Source organism: Streptomyces maremycinicus (assembly GCF_001184025.1).
Lineage (GTDB): Bacteria > Actinomycetota > Actinomycetes > Streptomycetales > Streptomycetaceae > Streptomyces > Streptomyces maremycinicus.
Genome location: NZ_BBYG01000012.1, coordinates 61380 through 82562, shown reverse-complemented (window position 1 = coordinate 82562; position 21183 = coordinate 61380). Strand labels below are relative to the sequence as shown.

The 21183-nt window shown below is 74.3% G+C and carries 16 protein-coding genes, 2 tRNA genes and 1 other RNA gene; 10 read left to right on the top strand and 9 right to left on the bottom strand.

Going from position 1 to position 21183, the window contains the following annotated elements:
* Positions 1-22: 22 nt before the first annotated feature.
* The 3 genes from AOQ37_RS13435 (at position 23) to AOQ37_RS13425 (ending at position 3395) form a co-directional block, all read left to right on the top strand.
* Positions 23-496 (top strand): cupin domain-containing protein, encoded by a 474-nt coding sequence (locus AOQ37_RS13435; RefSeq protein ID WP_062645111.1) that lies wholly within the window; start codon positions 23-25, stop codon positions 494-496.
* Complete coding sequence (locus AOQ37_RS13430) at positions 493-1254, top strand: SDR family NAD(P)-dependent oxidoreductase (RefSeq protein WP_062644632.1); 762 nt, start codon at positions 493-495, stop codon at positions 1252-1254. Before AOQ37_RS13435 ends, AOQ37_RS13430 begins: the two co-directional genes overlap by 4 nt.
* Positions 1255-1478: 224 nt before the next feature.
* Positions 1479-3395: a copper resistance CopC/CopD family protein gene (locus tag AOQ37_RS13425; RefSeq protein ID WP_062644626.1), complete on the top strand. Its 1917-nt coding sequence runs from the start codon at positions 1479-1481 to the stop codon at positions 3393-3395.
* A gap of 39 nt (positions 3396-3434) precedes the next feature.
* On the opposite strand, the gene AOQ37_RS13420 is transcribed toward AOQ37_RS13425, so the two are convergent.
* On the bottom strand, positions 3435-3926 hold the full coding sequence (locus AOQ37_RS13420; protein WP_062644624.1) for an acyl-CoA thioesterase: 492 nt from the start codon (positions 3924-3926) through the stop codon (positions 3435-3437).
* 123 nt (positions 3927-4049) lie between these two features.
* Complete coding sequence (locus AOQ37_RS13415) at positions 4050-5246, bottom strand: macrolide family glycosyltransferase (protein WP_374701498.1); 1197 nt, start codon at positions 5244-5246, stop codon at positions 4050-4052.
* Positions 5247-5573: 327 nt separating this feature from the next.
* On the opposite strand from AOQ37_RS13415, the gene AOQ37_RS13410 reads away from it, so the two are divergent.
* Positions 5574-6902: a wax ester/triacylglycerol synthase domain-containing protein gene (locus AOQ37_RS13410; RefSeq protein ID WP_078890158.1), complete on the top strand. Its 1329-nt coding sequence runs from the start codon at positions 5574-5576 to the stop codon at positions 6900-6902.
* Positions 6903-7235: 333 nt separating this feature from the next.
* Here AOQ37_RS13410 and AOQ37_RS13405 read toward each other — a convergent pair whose 3' ends face one another.
* A complete protein-coding gene (locus AOQ37_RS13405; protein WP_028807083.1) occupies positions 7236-7457 on the bottom strand; it encodes a hypothetical protein in 222 nt (73 codons plus the stop codon).
* A gap of 314 nt (positions 7458-7771) precedes the next feature.
* Positions 7772-7859, bottom strand: a tRNA-Ser gene (locus tag AOQ37_RS13400).
* Between the two features lie 71 nt (positions 7860-7930).
* On the opposite strand from AOQ37_RS13400, the gene ffs reads away from it, so the two are divergent.
* From ffs to AOQ37_RS13370, 6 genes are all read left to right on the top strand, one after another.
* Positions 7931-8029, top strand: an RNA gene (gene ffs / locus AOQ37_RS13395) — signal recognition particle sRNA small type.
* A 69-nt stretch (positions 8030-8098) separates the two neighbouring features.
* Entirely contained in the window at positions 8099-10447 is a 2349-nt protein-coding gene (locus AOQ37_RS13390) for a DNA polymerase III subunit gamma and tau (protein WP_062644621.1), read from the top strand.
* A gap of 98 nt (positions 10448-10545) precedes the next feature.
* Positions 10546-11808: a phosphoribosylamine--glycine ligase gene (gene purD / locus AOQ37_RS13385; RefSeq protein WP_062644619.1), complete on the top strand. Its 1263-nt coding sequence runs from the start codon at positions 10546-10548 to the stop codon at positions 11806-11808.
* A gap of 335 nt (positions 11809-12143) precedes the next feature.
* Positions 12144-14513 (top strand): hypothetical protein, encoded by a 2370-nt coding sequence (locus tag AOQ37_RS13380; protein ID WP_062644617.1) that lies wholly within the window; start codon positions 12144-12146, stop codon positions 14511-14513.
* 292 nt (positions 14514-14805) lie between these two features.
* Complete coding sequence (locus tag AOQ37_RS13375) at positions 14806-16308, top strand: N,N-dimethylformamidase beta subunit family domain-containing protein (protein WP_062644616.1); 1503 nt, start codon at positions 14806-14808, stop codon at positions 16306-16308.
* A gap of 93 nt (positions 16309-16401) precedes the next feature.
* Entirely contained in the window at positions 16402-17301 is a 900-nt protein-coding gene (locus AOQ37_RS13370; RefSeq protein WP_062644614.1) for a phosphoribosylaminoimidazolesuccinocarboxamide synthase, read from the top strand.
* A gap of 38 nt (positions 17302-17339) precedes the next feature.
* Here AOQ37_RS13370 and AOQ37_RS13365 read toward each other — a convergent pair.
* From AOQ37_RS13365 to AOQ37_RS13345, 5 genes are all read right to left on the bottom strand, one after another.
* Positions 17340-17415, bottom strand: a tRNA-Gly gene (locus AOQ37_RS13365).
* Between the two features lie 37 nt (positions 17416-17452).
* Positions 17453-18061, bottom strand: coding sequence for a response regulator transcription factor (locus AOQ37_RS13360; protein ID WP_062644612.1), 609 nt, complete (start codon positions 18059-18061; stop codon positions 17453-17455).
* Positions 18058-19284 carry a sensor histidine kinase gene (locus tag AOQ37_RS13355; protein ID WP_062645109.1) on the bottom strand — a complete coding sequence of 409 codons (1227 nt, stop codon included), beginning with the start codon at positions 19282-19284 and terminating at the stop codon, positions 18058-18060. The genes AOQ37_RS13360 and AOQ37_RS13355 overlap by 4 nt, the downstream gene beginning before the upstream one ends.
* A 44-nt stretch (positions 19285-19328) precedes the next feature.
* Complete coding sequence (locus AOQ37_RS13350; RefSeq protein ID WP_062644610.1) at positions 19329-20144, bottom strand: ABC transporter permease; 816 nt, start codon at positions 20142-20144, stop codon at positions 19329-19331.
* On the bottom strand, positions 20141-21094 hold the full coding sequence (locus AOQ37_RS13345) for an ABC transporter ATP-binding protein (protein WP_062644607.1): 954 nt from the start codon (positions 21092-21094) through the stop codon (positions 20141-20143). Before AOQ37_RS13345 ends, AOQ37_RS13350 begins: the two co-directional genes overlap by 4 nt.
* Positions 21095-21183: the final 89 nt, after the last annotated feature.

The window sequence follows — 21183 nt, the reverse complement described above, 5'->3', positions numbered from 1 at the left end:
CGATCCGGCAGCAGCACACCCGATCACCCCCGAGGACCTCGTCGCGCGCTACGACCTGGAGCCGATCCCCCGCGAGGGGGGTCTGTTCCGCCGTACCTGGGCGGGTCCACAGGGGCCCGACGGCCGTCCGGCGGGCTCCGCGATCGTCGCGCTGCTCACCGCCGACGACTTCTCGGCCCTGCACCGCCTGCCCACCGACGAGGTCTGGCACCACTACCTCGGCGATCCGCTCACGCTGCTGCTGCTCGCCCCCGACGGGACCTCCCGTACGGCGATGCTCGGCCCGGACCTCCTCGGCGGGCAGCAGCCGCAGCTCACCGTGCCCGCGCGCACCTGGATGGGCGCGCGGGTGGCCGACGGCGGAGCCTGGACCTTCTTCGGCTGCACGATGGCCCCCGGCTTCACCTACGGGGACTACGAACACGGTGACGCGGCCGACCTCACGGCGCGCCACCCGGACCGGGCGGCCCTCATCGCGCGACTGTGCCGTCCATGACGTTGCTGACGGGCCGGGTGGCCCTGATCACGGGCGCGGGCGGCGGTGTCGGACGCGGTATCGCGCTGCGGTTCGCCCAGGAGGGCGCGGCGGTGGCGCTGCACTGCCGTACCGGGACCGAGGCGGCCCACGCGCTCGCCGGGAGGATCACCGCCGAGACCGGTGCGCGGGCCGTCGTCCTGGCCGGCGCCGACCTGACCGTCGAGGAGGAGTGCCGCACGCTCGTGGCCCGGGCCGCCGAGTGGGGCGACGGGCTCGACGCGCTGGTGAACAACGCGGGCGTCCAGCCGGTGCGGGAGCTGCCCGGGATGCCGGCGGCCGACTGGCGGGCGGTCGTGGACACCAACCTGACCAGCGTCTTCGCCTGTACCCAGGCGGCGGCGGAGGTCATGCGGGAGCGCGGGGGCAGCATCACGCACATCGCCTCCGTCGAGGCGGCGAGACCGGCCCCCGGCCACGCCCACTACGCCGCGTCCAAGGCCGCCGTCGTGATGCATGCGCGGGCGGCGGCGCAGGAGTACGGGCCGTCCGGCATCCGCGTCAACACGGTCTCGCCCGGGCTGATCGACCGGGAGGGGCTGGCCGAGGCGTGGCCCGAGGGGGTGCGGCGGTGGCGGGAGGCGGTCGCGGTCGGCCGACTGGGCCGCCCGGAGGACGTCGGTGACGCCTGCGTCTTCCTGGCCTCGCCGCTCGCGTCCTGGATCACCGGGCACGACCTGGTGGTGGACGGCGGGGTGTCGGCGCGACCGACATGGTGAACCGGACGCCCGGCGCGTGCGTACGTATCTCCGAGCACACGAGTGTCGGGTCTCAGGCAAGGCGGAGCGGTGACGTGGGCGAAGGGCGAGATGGCGGACGACACGGTGGTGAGCGGACCGACGGCCGGGAACCCGACGCCCGGGGACTCGGCACCCGGGGACGCGGCACCGGGGAACTCGCCGGCCGGAGACCCGGCGGCGGCCGAAGGGGACTTCAGGGGCTGGTGCTGCTGGGCGCCGTGCTGGTCCTGCTCCTCCTCGGCGGCGGCCCGGCCTCCGCGCACGCGGCCCTCCGCGGTGCCGACCCCGCGGACGGAAGCGTCGTCAAGACGGCCCCGGACGCCATCACCCTCACCTTCACCGAGTCCGTAGGCCTGCTCGACGACTCCTTCCGCGTCTTCGACCCCGACAACCGGCGGGTCGACACGGGCGAGGCGGAGCACGCGGACGGCCGTGGCGACACCGCGCGGATCGAGCTCCCCGCGAAGCTCGGCACCGGCACGTTCACGGTGGCCTGGCGCGTGGTGTCGGCGGACAGCCACCCGATCGCCGGCGCCTTCACCTTCTCCGTGGGCAGCCCGTCCGCGACCCCGCCGGCCCTGCCCAGCACCTCCGTGGAGAACCCGGCCACCGCGGGCCTCTTCAACATCGGCCGCTACCTCGCGTACGTCGCCGCGGCGCTCCTCGTCGGCACGGCGGCCTTCATCGCCGTCTGCCGCCCGCCGGACGTCCGGCCGCTGCGCGGGCTGCTGCTGGCCGGCTGGTGGGCGCTGGCCGGATCGACGGTGTTCCTGCTGCTGCTCCGCGGCCCGTACGAGACCGGCACCGGCCCCGCGCGGGCGCTGGACCCGTCGGGGCTGACCCGCACGCTGGGCACCCGGCCGGGACTGGCCCTGGTGGCGCGCCTGGCGCTGCTCGCGGCGGCCGCGGCCCTGCTGCTGTGGCAGCGCAAGGCTCTCCGGGCGGGGGAACGGCCGTCGCGCGCGGCGCTGCTGTCCGGCGCCACGCTCGCCGGATGCCTGGCCCTGACCTGGGCCGGAGCCGAACACGCCTCGGCCGGCATCCAGGTCCCCGCGGCGATGACGTCCACGGTGCTGCATCTGCTGGCGATGGCGGTCTGGCTGGGCGGCCTGGCGGCCCTGCTCACCCTGTTCCACCGGGCGTCCGTGCCGTCCCGCGTGGTCGGGCGCTTCTCGCGGCTGGCGGCGCTCTCGGTGACCGTCCTCGTGGTGACGGGGGTCTACCAGTCCTGGCGTGGCCTCGGCTCGGTGTCCGCGCTGACCGACACGACGTACGGGCGCGTCCTGCTGGCCAAGGTGGCCGCGGTGACGCTGCTGCTGCTCGCGGGGGCCCGGTCGCGGCGGACGGTGACAAGGGAAAGGACGGCGAGGAGCGTGACGGTGGAGGAGACCTTGGCCGGCACGGAGCGCGAGACGCGCGAGGAGCGGGTACCGGAGCCGGTGGGCGGCCGGTCCGCGGGCGCGGCGGACGGCCTGACGGGCGGCCGGGTGGAGAGCCGGGTGGCGAGCCGGGTGGACGGCACTGCCGACGCCCCGGCCGAGGCCCGGGCGGGCGGCCCGTCGCTGCCCGGGAAGCCCCGGCCGCCGGCCGGCGGGGCCCTCACCCCGGCCGAGGACGCCCAACGCCGGGCGCTGCGCCGCTCGGTGCTGGCCGAGGTCGTCGTCTCCGTGGTGGTCCTCGTCTTCACGACCGTCCTGACGGGCACCCTGCCGGGACGGGCGGCGGCCGAGGCGGCGACCGCGGCACAGACCGCCGGACTGCCGGTGGCCTCCGTGACCACCGTCCCGTTCACCGTCGGCTCCGGCGCGCCCGGTGTCCGCGGCGTCAGCGGCAAGGTGCAGGTCACCCTCGATCCCGGCCAGGTCGGCGACAACGGCCTCCAGGCCGTGGTCTACGGCCCCGACGGCGGTTTCGTGAGCATTCCCGAGCTGCGCGTCTCCTTCAGCCTGCCCGGCCAGGACATCGGCCCGCTCGACGCCAAGGTCACCGACCGGGGCGGCTACTGGGCCGCCGACACGGTCAACCTGCCGCTGCCCGGCACCTGGGAGATGAAGGTGACCGTACGGGTGTCGGACACCGACCAGATGAGCGAGTCGAAGCCGGTCGAGATCGGGCGCTGAGACAGCGGCCGCCCGCGTGTCCCGCGCGGGGGCGGCCGGTCAGCCCGCGGGGTCGGGAGTGGCGTGCCGGGCCGCGAGGGCACGTTCCTCCTCCTCGAGCCGACGGGAGCACCGGGCGTCCGGGTCGTAGGCGACGGCCGTGCTCACACAGGTGCAGAACACCTGGGCGTCGCGGGTGACCCGGCTGGTGACGCGGAAGGTCGAGCGGCGCAGATCACCGATGGTGGTGGTGATGGTCACCGGCTCCGGCTGGAGGACGAGGGGTTCCGTGTAGTCGAGTTCGTGGCGGGCGTAGACGAACCTCGGGCGGATCTCCTGCCCGGGCAGTCCGGGCCGCAGATAGAACATGTCCATGTGGGCGTCCTGGATCATCTCCAGCAGCCGGACGTTGTTCACATGGTTCATGGAGTCCAGGTCGCTCATGCGTACCTGGCGGAGATAGAGGTGCGGCCGGGAGTCCGGCACCTCCAGGGGCGGGCGCCCGGTGCCGGTGCGGCGGATGTCGGACGCCAGGGCGTGGGTCAGGGTCACGGTCACTCCTCGGAACATCGGAACAGGGCCCCCGGCCCCCTGGCCGGCCGGGCTACGGGTGCCGGGCCGCGGGGATCACGGGGGCAACGGAACTGCGGCTGCGGCGGCTGCGGAACCGCGGGTCTACAGGGCCCGCTCGATCAGGTCGGCCGCGGCTCCCGCCCCGCCCGCCGCCGCGATCTCCCGGCGCATGGCGGACACACCCGCGCGGATGTCCCGGTCGGACGAGACCCGCAGGACGGCCTCGCGCAGCGCCTCGGGGGTGACGCTCTCGCGCGGCAGGTGGACGCCCAGCCGGAGGCGTTCGATCTGCGCGGCGTTGACCCGCTGCTCGGCCATCTGCGGGACGGCCACCAGCGGGACGCCGTAGTGCAGGGCCTCCATCGTGCCGCCCATCCCGGCGTGGGTGACGAAGGCGTCCGCCTGGGCGAGCACGGCCAGCTGGGGCACGTGGGGATGGACCTCGACGGTGTCCGGCAGCGGTCCGAGTCCGTCCCGCGGGACGGCGCCGACGGACATGACCACATGCCAGGGCAGCTCGGCGAACGCCTCGACGCACGACCGGTAGAACTCCGGCCGCCGGGTGAACTGGGAGCCCAGCGAGACCAGCAGGACGGGCAGATCGGGCCGCGGCGGCTGCCAGGAACCCTGGTAGGAGCGGTCCCCGAGCGCCGGTCCGACGTACGCCACGCGCCGCGCCGCGACGGTGTCGGCCCTGCGCTGGAAGGCCCGGGGGAAGAACGCGACGGCGTGTTCGGGCCGCACGAGGTCCTGGATCCGCGCCGGTTCGATCCCGTGGTCGGCGAAGGCCGCCGCCAGACGCCCGAAACCCGGCAGCTGCGGCAGGCCGGGCACGCCGAAGAACTCGGGGACGATGCCGTCGTAGGCGAGGTGGGTGGGCGAGGCCACGACGGTCGGCACCTGCCACCGGGCCCCCAGCAGCAGGCCCGCGAAGGCGTAGATGTCGCACAGCACCAGGTCCGGTCGGTCCTTGCCGAAGGCCCGGCTCAGCGCGGGCAGGGCCGCCAGCGCCACCTCGACGACCCGCGCGAAGCCCTCGCCCATGTCCTCCGGGGCGTCCGAGCCGTCCCCCGCGTCCGGGTAGAGCACGGGCTCCGCCCCGGCCGCCTTCACCTGGTGCACGAAGTCCTCGGGGACGGCGTAACTGACCCGGTGGCCGCGCCGGACGAGCTCCTCGACGACCCCCAGGGTCGGGTTCACATGTCCGTGCATCGGAACGTTGAACACGGCGATGTGGGCGGGGAAGCGGGCAGGGACGTGCGCGGGGATGTGCGCGGGATTCGGATGAGTACCAGGCACGACACACAACTCCTGTCCGGCACGGGCGCCGGGGCGGGGGATTCGGGGACGAGGCGCCCGAACGGCGGACGCGGAGTCCCGATTAAAGGCGCACCGACACCGCTCCCGACCGCAAACCTGCGGCAGTGTCACCCCATCAGGGAGCCTGAACGACCGCGCGTTGACACCTGCGGAACACCTGAGAGGTACCTGGCGAGACGGCCGGTGACGCCGCGGACGTGACCGCCGGTCCGATCGGCCGTTGGGGGTACAGGACGTCGTCCCCCAGCCGCCGGCCCACGACAGGACCGGCCCACGACACGGACGGCCCATGACAGGAGCAGTCTCATGCCCGGATCGCATCTGCCCTTGATGGAAGAGGGGATGGCCCGCTGGCCGTTCGGCCCGCCCAACGCCGGGATCGCCCTGGACCTCGCGGGCGCCCCTTTGCCGCTGGACGAACTGCGGGGGCTGGTGGAGGAACGCTGGAAGGCGCTGCCCCGGCTCACCCAGACCCTGGTCGCTCCCGGCGGTGCCCGGACCGGTCTCGCCCGGTGGACCGGCCGGCACCGCTGGGAGCGGCGGGACGGCCACGACCTGGCCCAGCAGATCGACAGCGCGGACCTCACCCTGCGGGACGCGGTCCGGCAGTGGTTCCACACCCCGTTCCCGGCCGGCCGGCCGCCCTGGAGCCTCCACCTGCTGCGCGGGGCGACGCAGGGGGAGTTCTCCCTGCTGTTCCGGATGCACCACAGCCTGCTCGACGGCCGTTCCCTGACGACCCTGCTGCGCGCCCTCTTCGACGACGGCCGGCCGCTGGACGGGGCCGCGTCCCTGGCGGTGCCCGGCCCCCGGCGGCGGACGGTCGCCCCGGGCCCGGCGGGGGCCGTCCGTCCGGGGCTGCTCACCACGGGCCGCGCGGTGCCCCTGCCGCACCGGGGCCCGCGCGAGCCCGCGTACACCGTCGTACGGCTGCGCGCCGACGTCCTGCGGGCCGCGCGCGCGGCCGTCCCGGTGGGAGCGGCCGGTCCCGGCCGCCCGGCGACCACCAACGAGGTGTTCCTGGCGACCGTCTCCGGTGTCCTGCGCGGCTGTCTGTCGGCCGCGGAGCCCGATGCCGCCGCCTCCTCGGGACCGGTGTCCGACGGCGGTGGCCGGGTGCCGGAGCCGAGGCAGGTGTGGCTGTCGGTCCCGGTCGACGAACGGCCGGACGACTGCGGTGAGTTCCTCGGCAACGCGTTCGCCAACGTCCGGGTCCCCGCGCCGGTGACGCTCGCCGACCCGGCGGCCCGCCTGAGCGCGTGCACCGGCCTGCTGACCACCGTCACCCGGCCCCGGCGCACCGCCGAGAAGCTGGTCGAGGGCACCCTCGCGGCGGTCCCCGGAGCGACCCTGGCGCTGGCCGGCGGGACGATCTTCGCCCCCGCGTACGCGCCGGCGGCCTGCTCCTACGTCCATCTGCGCGAGCAGGGCCGGACCCTGGCCGGGCGGCCGCTGCGCCACCTCACCATCGTCCCCATGGTGCCGCCGGCCGACACGGTCACCTTCGCGCTGGGGGGTTGCGCCGAGGGTCACACGCTGAGCGTCGCCACCAACTCGGGCGGCCGGGACGCGGGCCTGCTGGCGGAGGCGTTCCTGGACGAGCTGGCCCTGCTGGCCGAGCGGTCCCGCCCGTAGGCGGCGCACATGTCGAAGGGCCCCACCGTCGTCTGTGGGGCCCTTCGGCACGCGCGGGACCGGACCGGTCCGTGGCGGCCGGAGCTAGCTCGCCCGGCGTCGATCCACACCCGTACCCGAGAGGGACGCCTGCGCATCCTCGATCAGGAAGATCTCGTCCTCCCCGAAGTCCGGGGCCTGGAAGGGGTTGGTCGTCGGAGGCGGCGATGCCGCGGTGGCATAGCGAGTCGCCCCTTCCGGAGCGGAGAACAGCGAGGTCGGGTCGATGAGAGGTCTCCCATTCGTTACAGGGCCGTGGACGGCCCTGGCGTGCCGTGACCGGGCACAGCGGTCCTACAGCTTGCTCATCTTGGTGTACGGGCTCAGGATCCGCATTTGCGCCGAACCGAAATCCACGAGTGCCGCGATTCCGTCCTCGATGCCGATCACGCGACCGAGGCCGTACATGTCGTGCGTGACCTGGTCGCCCACCTCGAAGTGCTTGGGGGACGGCGCGGCCGGGGCCTTGAAGGGGCTGGTGGGCAAGTAACGCTTCGGTGCCGATGGCTTTGTCATTGACTCCAGTATGGGCCTGCATGCGCCGCTCGGAGCGGTCGTCTTTCTCCCCCGTTCGTCACAGGCCCGCACGGCGATCACCGCTCCGCCCGGTACGCGGCCGACCGCGCGCCTCTGACCTGGCACTTCGTCGGCAGGCCCCCACAAGCCCCCAGGGGACCCCACCACAGACCGTTACCTTCGGAAGCCCCCCTCGCCCGGCCGGGGCGGAAACCTGGGGGGTGCGACGGGAAGCGGGGCGCGGAACGTGCGGCGCAACGTCGAAGGGCCCCACCTCGCGGTGGGGCCCTTCGACTTCGTGCCCGGTGAGGCACTGGCGGAGGATACGAGATTCGAACTCGTGAGGGGTTGCCCCCAACACGCTTTCCAAGCGTGCGCCCTAGGCCACTAGGCGAATCCTCCGCGGCAAACAATACAAGACGTTGAGGAGTGCTCGCGAACTCGTTCCCCCCGCTCAGATCCTGTAGCCTGTGCGCAGCCCCTCACGCGGCGCTATCTGACTGAACTCCCCCAGGGCCGGAAGGCAGCAAGGGTAGGTCGGCTCTGGCGGGTGCGTGGGGGGCGCTTGCGTTCGCCGGTGGGGGCCGGGCGCCCGTTCCGCGCGGGACTCGATGTCGGTGGTCGCCTATAACCTCGTATGCGTGTCGTCTCTCGCGCTGTACCGCCGCTATCGCCCGGAGTCGTTCGCCGAGGTCATCGGGCAGGAGCATGTCACCGGCCCCTTGCAGCAGGCGCTGCGGAACAACCGGGTCAATCACGCGTACCTGTTCAGCGGGCCGCGTGGGTGCGGGAAGACCACCAGCGCGCGCATCCTGGCCCGGTGCCTGAACTGCGAGCAGGGGCCCACCCCGACGCCGTGCGGGGAGTGCGAGTCGTGCAAGGACCTCGCCAGGAACGGCCCGGGTTCCATCGACGTCATCGAGATCGACGCGGCCTCGCACGGCGGTGTGGACGACGCCCGTGACCTGCGCGAGAAGGCCTTCTTCGGGCCCGCCCGCAGCCGCTACAAGATCTACATCATCGACGAGGCCCACATGGTCACGCCGGCCGGCTTCAACGCCCTGCTCAAGGTCGTCGAGGAGCCGCCGGAGCATCTGAAGTTCATCTTCGCGACCACCGAGCCCGAGAAGGTCATCGGGACCATCCGGTCGCGGACCCACCACTACCCGTTCCGGCTGGTGCCGCCCGGGACCCTGCGCGACTACCTCGGTCAGGTCTGCGGGCAGGAGGCCATCCCCGTCGAGGAGGGGGTGCTGCCGCTCGTCGTGCGCTCCGGCGCGGGTTCCGTGCGTGACTCCATGTCCGTCATGGACCAGCTGCTCGCCGGCGCGAGCGACGCCGGTGTGACATACGCCATGGCCACCTCCCTGCTCGGCTACACCGACAGCTCGCTGCTCGACTCCGTCGTCGAGGCCTTCGCCACCGGTGACGGCGCCGCCGCCTTCGAGGTGGTCGACCGGATCATCGAGGGCGGCAACGACCCCCGCCGCTTCGTCGCCGACCTGCTGGAGCGCCTGCGGGACCTCGTCATCCTCGCCGCCGTCCCGGACGCGGCCGACAAGGGCCTCATCGACGCCCCCGCCGACGTGATCGAGCGCATGCAGGCCCAGGCCGGTGTCTTCGGCGCCGCCGAGCTGAGCCGCGCCGCCGACCTGGTCAACGAGGGGCTCACCGAGATGCGGGGCGCCACCTCGCCCCGTCTCCAGCTGGAGCTGATCTGCGCGCGCGTGATGCTGCCCGCCGCCTACGGCGACGAACGCTCCGTCATGGCCCGCCTCGACCGCATCGAGCGCGGCGTGAACTTCTCGCCGGGCGGCGCGGTCCAGGGCGCGGCGCCCGGAGCGCCCGCGATGCCGGCGATGGGGTACGTCCCCGGGCCCGAGGCGCACGGCGGCGCCCCGATGGCCGGGGGCGCGCCGATCCCGCCCGGCGGCGGGGCGGCGGCCGCCCGCGCCGCGGTACGGGGTCCGGGTCCGGGGCAGGGTCCCGGTCCCGGTCAGGCACCCGGCCGACCGGCCGAGCCCGCCGCGGCCGCGCCGGTCCAGCCTCCGGCCGCCCCACCGGCCCCCGCCCCGGCTCCCTCCGCCCCTCCGGCTCCCGCCCCCGTCGCGTCCTCCGCCCCTCCGGTGGAGGAGGCGCCGGGCGCGGGCCACCGGGCTCCCACCCAGCCGGCCCCCGGCGCCTGGCCCACCGCCACCGCGGCGGGCAGCGGACGCCGCCCCGGCGGCTGGCCCACCGCCGCGCCCGCGGGCGGCGGCGGCAGGCCCCCGGCTCCGGCGACCCCCGCCTCCGCGCCCGCCGCCCCGGCCGGACCCCCGGCCCCGGCGGCCGCACCCGCGCCCGGCCCCGAGGCGGTCGGGTACGCGCCTCCCTCGGGCGGCATCGACCCCCGCGTGCTCTGGCCGAACATCCTGGAGGCGGTCAAGAACCGCCGTCGCTTCACCTGGATCCTGCTCAGCCAGAACGCCCATGTGGCGGGCTTCGACGGCACCACCCTCCAGCTCGGCTTCGTCAACGCCGGCGCGCGCGACAACTTCACCAGCAGCGGCAGCGAGGACGTGCTGCGGCAGGCGCTGGCCGAACAGTTCAGCGTCCAGTGGAAGATCGACGCGGTCGTCGACCCGTCCGGCGGCTCCGGACCCCCGCCCGGCGGTGGCTTCGGCGGCGGTGGTGGCGGTGCGCCGGGCGGGTACGGCAGCCCCGGTGGTCACAGCAACCCCGGCGGCTACGGCGCGCCGGCCCCGTCGGCCGGGTCCGCTCCGCAGGCACCCGCCGCGCCCGCCCCTGTCCAGCACGCGTCGCCGTCGGCGGCCGCCCACACGGCGCCCGCCCCCGCGCCGTCCCGTCCGCCCGCCCCGGAACCGGTGGCCCCCGAGGACGACACCCCCGAGGACGACGACCCCGACCTCAACGAGTCGGCCCTCTCCGGCTACGAACTGATCGTTCGCGAGCTCGGAGCGACGGTCGTGGAGGAGTTCACCAACGAGTAGGAGCGGCCGGCCTTTGGAGGAACGCACCACCGCGCCCCCTCCCGGCTCTCGGAAGCCCGCACAAACCGCCCCCGCCCCCGCCCGTTAGGCTGACCCCCGTGAACGTCCTCGTCATCGGCAGCGGCGCCCGCGAACACGCCCTGTGCCGCTCACTGTCCCTCGACCCCGCCGTCACCGCGCTGCACTGCGCCCCCGGCAACGCCGGCATCGCCGAGGTGGCCGAGCTGCACCAGGTCGACGCCATGGACGGCGAGGCCGTGTCCGCCCTCGCCGTCGCGCTCGGCGCCGAGCTGGTCGTCGTGGGCCCGGAGGCCCCGCTGGTCGCCGGGGTCGCCGACGCCGTGCGCGAGGCGGGTATCCCGGTGTTCGGCCCCTCCAAGGAGGCCGCGCAGCTCGAGGGCTCCAAGGCGTTCGCCAAGGACGTGATGGCCGCAGCCGGCGTGCCGACCGCCCGCTCGTACGTCTGCACCACGCCCGAAGAGGTCGCCGAGGCCCTCGACGCCTTCGGGGCGCCGTACGTCGTCAAGGACGACGGTCTGGCCGCCGGCAAGGGCGTCGTCGTCACCGACGACCTGGAGGCCGCCGCGGCGCACGCGGCCGGCTGTGAGCGCGTCGTCATCGAGGAGTTCCTCGACGGCCCGGAGGTCTCCCTCTTCGCGATCACCGACGGGGTGAGCGTCCTCCCGCTCCAGCCCGCCCAGGACTTCAAGCGCGCGTTCGACGGCGACGAGGGCCCCAACACGGGCGGCATGGGTGCCTACTCGCCGCTGCCCTGGGCCGACCCCAAGCTGGTGGAGGAGGTCCTTGAGACCGTCCTCCAGCCCACCGTCGACGAGCTGCGCCACCGCGGCACCCCGTTCTCCGGACTGCTCTACGCGGGCCTCGCGATCACCGGCCGCGGAGTCCGGGTCATCGAGTTCAACGCCCGTTTCGGCGACCCCGAGACGCAGGTCGTCCTGGCCCGGCTGAAGACCCCGCTGGCCGGCGTCCTGAAGGCGGCCGCCACCGGCGACCTCGCCGATCTGCCGGCCCTGCGCTGGAGCGACGACGCGGCCGTGACCGTCGTCATCGCCTCGCACAACTACCCCGGCACCCCGCGCACCGGCGACCCGATCACCGGCCTCGCCGAGGTGGCCGCCGAGGACGCCCCGCACGCGTACGTCCTGCACGCCGGGACGAAGTACGCCGCTGACGACCGCGACACCGTCGTCAGTGCCGGCGGGCGCGTCCTGTCCGTCACCGCGACGGGAACCGACCTCACCGAGGCCCGCGAGCGCGCGTACCGGGCGCTCGGGCGCATCGGACTCGACGGCTCGCAGCACCGCACGGACATCGCCGCGAAGGCGGCGGCGGGCGCCTAGGCAGGCGGCGACGCGGATCTCTCAGGCCCCGGGGCACCACGGAACTCCACACGGAGGAGCCGTGGAACCCGGGGCCTGATCGTTGCCCACCGTCATCCACCTTTCCCCAAAGCCATTCCATCGTGTGAGCGCTGAGCCATCCGGCTGACGTGGGCCGGAGCGCCAACTAGGGTGCGGCGCAAGCATTCCGGTACTCGTTCCGGCACTTGGCCCACCGGCATTGCGATGTCAGTGGTCGGTGCCACAGTGGGGGAGTGACCACTGCGAAGACAGCCGGGGGAAACAGGACCGTAGGGAGGGGGTGAGGTCCGGTCGTGACCGGTACGGGAGTCGAGATGGGCGCGCAGGCCGCGCGGGCCCGGGCACTGGCGGTGCTGCGCATCCGCAGCCGGGCGCTCGCCGTCGCGCTGCTGCCCGCGGCCGCCGCGGTGATCCTGCTGGCGGGCCGTTCCACCGGGCACTTCGTGGGCCCGGGGTGGGACGCCGCCCGCTGGGCCGTGTCCGTCGTCGCGCTGATCGTCCTGCTGGCCGCCGGTGTCATCGGCCTGGTCGTCGCCCGCGCGCGTCCCGCGGTCAGCCCCACGGTCGCCGTCGCCGAGGAGGCGGCCCCCGACCTGTACCGGCTGGTCCGCGACCTCGCCGACCGTCTCGACGTCCCCGCGCCCTCCGCGATAGCGCTCACCCCGGACTGCGACAGCTGGCTGGAGGACCGCACCCACCCGGCCCACGGCCCGGCCCCGTCCCGCGGCGGTGACGAGATAGCCGGCCCGGGCGGCTCGCACGGCCGCCACCGTCGTACGGCGGCGGCGCCCGTCCTCGTCATCGGCTCGCCCTTCCTGTGGTGGATGCGGGTCGGCGAGCTGCGGGCCGTGCTGGCCCCGGTCGTCGCCGGTACGGGCCCCTCGGCGCAGCCCGACATAGCCGCGGCCCGGCGCTTCGTGCGCGGGCTGGACGCCGCGGTGGCCGTCTGCGCCTACCGGGGCGGCCGGTATCCCGTGCTGCGCCCGGCCTGCGCGGGCATCGGCTGGGTCGCCCGCCTGATGCTGCGGGGCTGTCAGATCCACGCGGGCGAGATGGAGCGCGGCGTCGCCGCCGCGGCCTCCGAGCGTGCACAGGCTGTGGACTACGGACTGCGGATCGTCGCCCAGGAGCAGGTGGGCCTGGCGTACGCGGGCTGGGACCGGCTGCTGACACGGGTGGCGCTGCCGGCCTGGCGGATGGGCCGCTGGCCCTCCCGGCTGGACGCGGGCGTCGTCGCCGCCCTCACCGAGCTGTCCCGGCGCGACCGGCTGGCCGACGGGTTCGCCTCCCGCCTCGGTGAGCGCCCCGCCTGCGACCTGCTCGAGGAGCCCGGCACGATCGACGAGGCCGCCTCGCTGCTCGCCGCCCGCCTCTTCCACGGCGGTCCCGCGGACCCCGGCCCGGACTGGTCGCCGGTGGCCTGGGAGGACTACCCGGACGAGGTCGTCGACCGCAAGTGGCGCACCGACGCGGCCCGGCTCCACCGGGTCCTCGACCTCCTCGGTGTCCGCCGCACCTACGACCCGACCGGCACGGCCGACTCCGGCCCCCACCCCGGCGGCCACAGCGGCCCGACCCTGGCCCGGGTCCTGGACCACCTGACCGACAGACCGACAGACCACCCCGACGAGACGGACGCCCCCCACCCGGCCCCTCCGACCCAGTCGCCGGGCCCGACGGCCGCGACCGCCCCGACGACCGCCAGCGGCTCCACGGGCATGACCGGTTCCACGGCCGCGACCGCCCCGACGACCGCCAGCGGTCCCACGGGCGTCACCGGCTCCACGGGTGCCAGCGGCTCCACGGGTGTGAGCGAGTCCGACGGGAGACCCGGACGGGGCCCGAGTCCTGACCCGGCTTCGAACCGCGACCGCGAACGCGACCCCGGTCCCGCTGACCCGGACCCGCGCCCCGATCGGGAACCGAGCCCGGAGTTCGTCCCGCTTGGCGACCTGGGTCGGGACACGGGCGGTCCGGGTCCCGACGAGGACCCGCACGCGAGCCCCGAGCCGGTCCCGAGCCCCGAGCCGGTCCCGAGCCCCGAGCCGGTCCCGAGCCCCGAGCTGGGTCAGGACCTGGGTCCGGGTCCCCACGAGGACCCGAACGCGACCCCGACCCGGACTCCGACCCCGCGCCCGGACTCGAACCCGGACCCCGCGAAGGGCACCGGCCGGGCGCCGACCCCCGCCCCGGTCCCCGACGCCGTCCTGGACGCCGTCCCCGAGCCCTACTTCCCCGACGACGACGAGGAGCCCCTGCCTCCGAACCCCCGCAGCGCGGCCCTCGCCGCGGGGCTCGGGGCCGAGGTGGGGCGGGAGGAAGCCGCGGCCGCCTCGGTCGCGCCTCCCACGCCCGCCGGTCCCCCCGCGCCCGGACAGGGCCCCGACATGGCCCTGTGGGACGAGGACGCGCTCCCCCTGTGCCCCCTCCAGCCGCCCCGCACCGACCGCGAACTCCTGGCCGATCACGTCACGGCGATGGTCTGCTGCGCCGCGATGGACACCGTCGGCGCCGTGCCGGGGCTCGACTGGCTCGACGGCCCGACCCTCCTGGTCGACGGCGAGCGCGTGGCCGACCTGGCCCCCCGGGTGCTCAGCCTCGTCGAGGACGGCGACGCGGTCCCCCTGCGCACCTGGCTGGTGGAGCTCGGCATACGCCCGGAGAAGCCGGTGCGGCTCGGCTGAGCGGGCCTGAGCACCGACCACGTCCGCGCCGACCGCGCCGCCCGCCCCCGGGACCCCGCCCCCGGTCGGCCCGCCCCGGGCGACCCCCGGGACCCCGCCGCCCCAGCCCTAACGGAGCTCTATATTCCACTTTCGGCCAATTCGCAACGAATAGTGACTGCCTGCGCGCGTTATGTGATGTGCTGGGACCGATCGGGCCCGTGGCATGGGCTCACGACATAGGACAACCCGCAGGGCGGTCACGTAGGACGTACGCACCAGGCAGCACGGGGGCACAAGGGAGGGGAGCACCATGGGACCCGGACCAGGACCGGAACACATCCGCCGATGGGAGTCGGGAGCACTGGCCCATGCGGTGACGGACCCCTTCGGACAGGGCCCCGTCCCCTGGCTGCGCGGCAGCGAGACGTACTTCGACGACACCGGTCAGGTCGTCCCCTGGTACGTGGACGCGGCCCCCGTCGAGGGCGCCGCCCGCATCCCGGCCCCCCGTGCCTCCTCGGCGGGCGGCCCCCGCTCGGCCGACGACGTGCACCGCCAGATCAAGGGCTTCGTCTCCACCGGCGCGGTGGCCCCCGGTGACGCCGTCGACTTCCACATCACGGTCGACCCGCCCCAGGAATTCAGCGTCGACGTCTACCGCATAGGTCACTACGACGGTGACGGCGCCGCCAAGATCACCACCAGCCCGCGCCTCTCCGGCATCGTCCAGCCCCCGCCGCTGACCGCCGACCGTACGGTCTCCTGCCACCACTGGTGGCTCTCCTGGCGCCTCCAGGTCCCGTCCTACTGGAACGTCGGCGCGTACGTGGCCGTCCTCACCACCGCCGACGGCTACCGCTCCCACGTCCCCTTCACGGTCCGCGACCAGCGCCCCGCCGACCTGCTCCTGCTGCTCCCCGACGTCACCTGGCAGGCCTACAACCTCTACCCCGAGGACGGCCGCAGCGGCGCCAGCCTCTACCACGCGTGGGACGACGAGGGCCGGCTCCTCGGCGAGGCCGACGCCGCGACCACGGTCTCCTTCGACCGCCCGTACGCCGGTGCCGGCCTGCCCCTCCACGTGGGCCACGCCTACGACTTCATCCGCTGGGCCGAGCGCTACGGCTACGACCTCGCCTACGCCGACGCCCGCGACCTGCACGCCGGTCACATCGACCCCACCCGCTACCGCGGCCTGGTCTTCCCCGGCCACGACGAGTACTGGTCGACGAGCATGCGCCGCACCGTGGAGGTCGCTCGCGACAGCGGCACCTCACTGGTGTTCCTGTCCGCCAACTCCGTCTACTGGCAGGTGGAGCTGGGTCCCTCCCCCTCGGGCGTGCCCAGCCGGCTGCTGACCTGCCGCAAGCGCAAGGGCCCCGGCAGGCCCGTCCTCTGGCGCGAGATCGACCGCGCCGAACAGCAGTTGGTCGGCATCCAGTACGCGGGCCGGGTGCCCGAGCCGCATCCGCTGATCGTCCGCAACGCCGGCCACTGGCTGTGGGAGGCGACCGGCGCGGGCGACGGCGACGCCATCGAGGACCTGGTCGCGGGCGAGGCGGACCGTTACTTCCCGCGCACCCCCCTCCCGCCCCACGAGGACCGCATACTCCTCGCCCACTCCCCGTACGCCGACAGCGAGGGCGTTCTCCGCCATCAGGAGACCTCCCTCTACCGGGCCCCCTCGGGCGCCCTGGTCTTCGCCTCCGGCACCTTCGCCTGGTCCCCGGCCCTGGACCGCCCCGGCCATGTGGACCCCCGCGTCCAGCGCGCCACGGCCAACCTCCTGGACCGCATCTGCAAACGCGGCTGACGCCCGGCCGCCCGCTCGCGCCACCCGCTGTCCGAGGTCGATCCCGATGTACGGGACAATCGACCCACCAGGACAGAACCACGGGGAGGAACCGTGTCCGGATTCGTAGAAAAGCCCGAGCCCCTTGAGGTGCCGGGCCTGGTGCATCTGCACACCGGCAAGGTGCGCGACCTGTACCAGAACGAGGCGGGCGACCTCGTGATGGTCGCCAGCGACCGCACCTCCGCCTTCGACTGGGTGCTGCCGACCGAGATCCCCGACAAGGGCCGGGTCCTCACCCAGCTCTCCCTCTGGTGGTTCGACCAGCTCCGCGACCTGGTCCCGAACCATGTCCTGAGCACCGAACTGCCCGCGGGCGCCCCCGCCGACTGGGCCGGCCGCACCCTGGTCTGCAAGTCGCTGCGGATGGTCCCCGTCGAGTGCGTGGCCCGCGGCTACCTCACCGGCTCGGGCCTCGCCGAGTACAAGGAGTCCCGCACGGTCTGCGGCCTCGCCCTCCCCGAGGGTCTGGTCGACGGCAGCGAACTCCCCGCGCCGATCTTCACCCCGGCCACCAAGGCCGCCGTCGGCGACCACGACGAGAACGTCTCCTACGAGGAGGTCGCCCGGCAGGTCGGCGCCGACACCGCCGCCGAGCTCCGCCAGGCGACCCTCGCCGTCTACGGCCGCGCCCGCGACATCGCCCGCGACCGGGGCATCATCCTCGCCGACACCAAGTTCGAGTTCGGCTTCGAGGGCGAGGACCTGGTCATCGCCGACGAGGTCCTCACGCCCGACTCGTCCCGCTTCTGGCCCGCCGACCAGTGGCGGCCCGGCCGCGCGCAGCCCTCGTACGACAAGCAGTTCGTGCGCGACTGGCTGACCTCGGCCGAGTCCGGCTGGGACCGGGCGAGCGAGCAGCCCCCGCCGCCGCTGCCGCAGCACATCGTGGACGCGACCCGCGCGAAGTACGTCGAGGCCTACGAGCGCCTGACCGGCGTCAGCTGGGCCTGACGCGAAAGGCCCCGGTCGATGACCGGGGCCTTTCGCGATGGAGCGGACGACGAGGCTCGAACTCGCGACCTCAACCTTGGCAAGGTTGCGCTCTACCAACTGAGCTACGTCCGCACTGCGCCGTGGTGAAGGTGCCGTGGCGCGAGGCCAACTATACCCAACCCCGCTCCCGGGCGAGCCGCACCGCCGCATGCCGGTTCTCCGCCCCGAGTTTGGAGACGGCCGAGGACAGATAGTTCCGTACGGTCCCCTGGGACAGCGCGGCCCGCTCGGCGATCTCCGCGACCGGCGCCCCGTCGGCGGCGAGTTCGAGGACCTCCGTCTCCCGCGTGGTGAGCGGCGAGTCCCCGGCGGCGATCGCGTCGGCGGCCAACTCCGGGTCGACGTAACGGTTCCCGGCGTGCACGGTACGGATGATCTCCGCGAGCCGCTGCGCGCTCACCGTCTTCGGGACGAATCCCCGCACACCCGCCGCGAGCGCCCGCTTGAGATGCCCCGGCCTGCCGTGGCTGGTGACGATCAGTGCCTGGCAGCCGGGCAGTTCGGTGCGCAGGGATGTGGCGACGTTCACACCGTCGGTGCCCGGCATCCGCAGATCCAGGACGGCGACGTCGGGCCGGTGCGCCAGCGCCATCGCCAGCGCCTCCGGTCCGGTGGCCGCCTCGGCGACGATCAGCAGGTCGTCCTCCAGGGAGAGCAGCGCGGCCAGCGCACCCCGGATCAGATGTTCGTCGTCGGCGAGCAGTACCCGCACGGTCATGAAGCGACCTCTCTCACAGCAGCCTTCCCGCTCAGCGGGACCTCGGCGACGACCCGGAAGACACCGGTCCCGACGAACCCCGCCTCCAGCGTGCCCTCGACGCCCCGCAACCGTTCCCGCAGCCCGGCGAGTCCCGAACCGCCGCCGGCGCCGGTGGGCCCCGCGCCGTCGTTCTCCACCGTCAGCACCACGTGGTCTTCCGTCCTGTGCAGCGCCACCGAGCACCGGCCGGCGTTTCCGTGCCGGAGGACGTTGGTGGTGGTCTCGCGCACCACCCAGGCGAGCGCGGACTGCACCTCGGCGGACAGCCCGCCGGCCTCCCCGCTCACCGCGCACGCGATCCCCGCCGCCTTCAGCACCCCCTGCGCGCCCGCGAGTTCGACGCCCAGGTCGGCCTCGCGGTATCCGCGGACGACGGCGCGCACCTCGCGCTGCGACTCCTGCGCGATGCGCTGCACCTCGATCATCTCCTCCACGGCGTCGGGTCGTCCCCGTCGGGCCAGTTGCACGGCCAGCTCGCTCTTCAGGGCGATCACCGCCAGGTTCCGGCCCATCACGTCGTGCAGATCCCGTCCGAACCGCAGCCGCTCCTCGGCGACGGCGAGTCGGGCCCGGGTGTCGCGGGCCTCGTCGAGCCGGTAGACGGCGTCGAGCAGCCAGACGGAGAAGATGGAGGTGAAGGCGAGGAATCCGCCGCCGAGGAACACGGCGGTCATCGTCATGACCGTGGCCGGGCCGGGCAGTCCGACCGGGAACGCCATGAGCCCGGCGCCCAGCGCGAAGCCGGCGACGACCGCGAACACCCGTCGCCGTCTGCGCACGCCGAGCGCGGTGAAGCCGGCCCCGAAGACCAGGACGACCCCGAAGACCCCGCCCGCGGCGGTGTCGACGCCCTCGTGGTCCGGCCCGTGCTCCGCGATCCCGATCGCGGTGACGGCGACGACCGCGGTGGCCGCGGCCAGGGCCCACAGCAGCCGGACCGGCTGTGGCCGGCGCCCGCGCGTCCAGTCCAGCGCCCGTGACGCCGTCACCGCGCTCAGGACGCAGTGCCCGACCGTCATCGCCGGCAGCCACCACCCCGTGCCGGTCCGCAGCCCGCCGGTGAACGGCAGCCCCACCGCCATGAACTCGGCCACGGCGAAGAAGTGGAACGACCACCGCGTGTAGGTCTCGACCTTCGCGGGCGTGCTCTTCCGCCGCCACCAGCCCCACGGCCTGCGCATCCGCACGCCCCCCGTCTCCCCGTACTCCCGGCGCCGCGCGTACGTCAGCGCCGGGGCTCCCAACGGAACCACCGCCGTACAGCAAACACCGCCACCACGGTCCAGGCCAGTGCGGTCGCCAGGGCGCCCAGGGCCTCGTACGCCGACAGGTCTCCGGTCCAGCCGCCGCGGATCAGGATGATCACCGAGGACAGCGGCAGCAGTTCGCAGACGGCGGCGAGCCGGTCGGGCAGCATCTCCAGGGGGACGGTCACGCCGGAACCCATCATCGACAGGAGCACCATGGGCATGGTGGTGACCTGAGCGCTCTCCACGGTCCGCGTCACGGCCGCCGTGACGGCCGCGAGCGCCGCGCACATCACCAGGCCCGACAGCAGCCCCAGGACCGCGAGATGGGGCGCCCTCGGGGCCGGTACGTCGAGCAGGACCGTGCTGCCGGCCACCAGCACCAGGGACTGCACCAGCCCCGTGGCTACAACGGGCAGCGCCGCCCCGCCGAGGATCTCCGCGTCCCGCAGCTCACCGGTACGCAGTCGCTTGAGGACCAGTTCCTCCCGCCGGGCCGTGTAGATGGCCGCCAGCGCCGAGTACACCCCGAACAGCAGCGAGAAGCCGATCGCGGCGGGCAGCAGCACCAGACCGACGCTGAGCCCGACGTCCTCCACGTCCATGTCGTCGACCACCGACGCCAGGCACACCGGCAGCACCAGCGGAATGAACACGGCCGCGATGAGCGTGCTCCTGCTCCGCCCGAGCAGCGTCAGTTCGGCCCGTGCGAGGGCGGCCATCCGGCTCGCGGGCGTCGTGACCGGGCGGGTGCCGGCACGGGTGGCCGAGTCCTTCACCGTGACTCCGCTCATGCCGTGACCTCCTCGGTCTCGTCGCTCTTCGACGCCTCCCGGGCGATCCCCAGGAACGCCTCCTCCAGCGAGGCCGACCGCACGTCCAGCCTCCGCAGCGTCACCTGGGCCCGCTCGGCCCACACCAGCAGACCGGTGGCCGCCCGCTGGAGTTCCCCGGTCCGCAGCCGTACGACGCGCCCGTCCACCTCGTGACCGCACACCCCGAGTTCGCCCAGCGGAGGCAGGTCGCCGACGAAGTAGCCCTCGGGCAGTTCGAAGGTGATCCGGGACGGCTGGGCGCCGGTCACCTCGGCGGGTGTCCCGGCGGCCGCGATCCGGCCCTGGTGCAGGATGGCCAGCCGGTCGGCGAGGTTCTCCGCCTCCTCCAGGTAGTGCGTGGTCAGCAGCACCGTCGTACCGGCGTCGCGCAGTGCGCGCACGAGGTCCCAGGTGTCCCGGCGTCCCTCGGCGTCCAGGCCGGTCGTCGGTTCGTCGAGGAAGAGCACCTCGGGTTCGCCGAGGACCGCGAGGGCCAGGTCGAGGCGCCGCCGTTCACCGCCGGACAGCTGCTTGACCCGGACATGGGCCCGTCCGGCGAGTCCGACCAGTGCCAGCGCCTCCCCGACCGGGCGGGCGCCGCTCACGCAGCCCGCCCACATGCGCGCGGTCTCGGCGACGGTCAGTTCGGAGGGGAAGCCGCCCTCCTGGAGCATCACGCCGGTGCGCGGCCGGACGGCGGCCCGCTCGGTGTGGGGATCGTGGCCCAGCACGCTGATCCGCCCGCCGTCGGGGCGCTCGAGCCCTTCCAGCAACTCGACCGTCGAGGTCTTTCCGGCGCCGTTGGTGCCGAGCAGCGCGAAGATCTCACCGCGGCCGACGTGGAAGGAGATCCCACGCACCGCTTCGAACCCGCCCCCGTACACACGCCGGAGGTCGGTGACCTCGATCACGTGTTCATTCGTGTCCATGCCCCAAGCCTCCCCGCGGGCGGAGGCCGGCAGCAGTGCGAGGTGTCATCACTCCGTATGACAAATGTCAGACGGCCACTCGTATCGCG

What these genes read in the sequence shown, in the direction of transcription:
- AOQ37_RS13350 (WP_062644610.1), bottom strand. Translation starts at nt 20,144, where the DNA reads ATGAGCGGAGTCACGGTGAAGGACTCGGCCACCCGTGCCGGCACCCGC.
- AOQ37_RS13410 (WP_078890158.1), top strand. Translation starts at nt 5,574, where the DNA reads ATGCCCGGATCGCATCTGCCCTTGATGGAAGAGGGGATGGCCCGCTGG.
- AOQ37_RS13430 (WP_062644632.1), top strand. Translation starts at nt 493, where the DNA reads ATGACGTTGCTGACGGGCCGGGTGGCCCTGATCACGGGCGCGGGCGGC.
- AOQ37_RS13380 (WP_062644617.1), top strand. Translation starts at nt 12,144, where the DNA reads ATGGGCGCGCAGGCCGCGCGGGCCCGGGCACTGGCGGTGCTGCGCATC.
- AOQ37_RS13345 (WP_062644607.1), bottom strand. Translation starts at nt 21,094, where the DNA reads ATGGACACGAATGAACACGTGATCGAGGTCACCGACCTCCGGCGTGTG.
- AOQ37_RS13355 (WP_062645109.1), bottom strand. Translation starts at nt 19,284, where the DNA reads ATGCGCAGGCCGTGGGGCTGGTGGCGGCGGAAGAGCACGCCCGCGAAG.
- AOQ37_RS13405 (WP_028807083.1), bottom strand. Translation starts at nt 7,457, where the DNA reads ATGACAAAGCCATCGGCACCGAAGCGTTACTTGCCCACCAGCCCCTTC.
- AOQ37_RS13360 (WP_062644612.1), bottom strand. Translation starts at nt 18,061, where the DNA reads ATGACCGTGCGGGTACTGCTCGCCGACGACGAACATCTGATCCGGGGT.
- AOQ37_RS13375 (WP_062644616.1), top strand. Translation starts at nt 14,806, where the DNA reads ATGGGACCCGGACCAGGACCGGAACACATCCGCCGATGGGAGTCGGGA.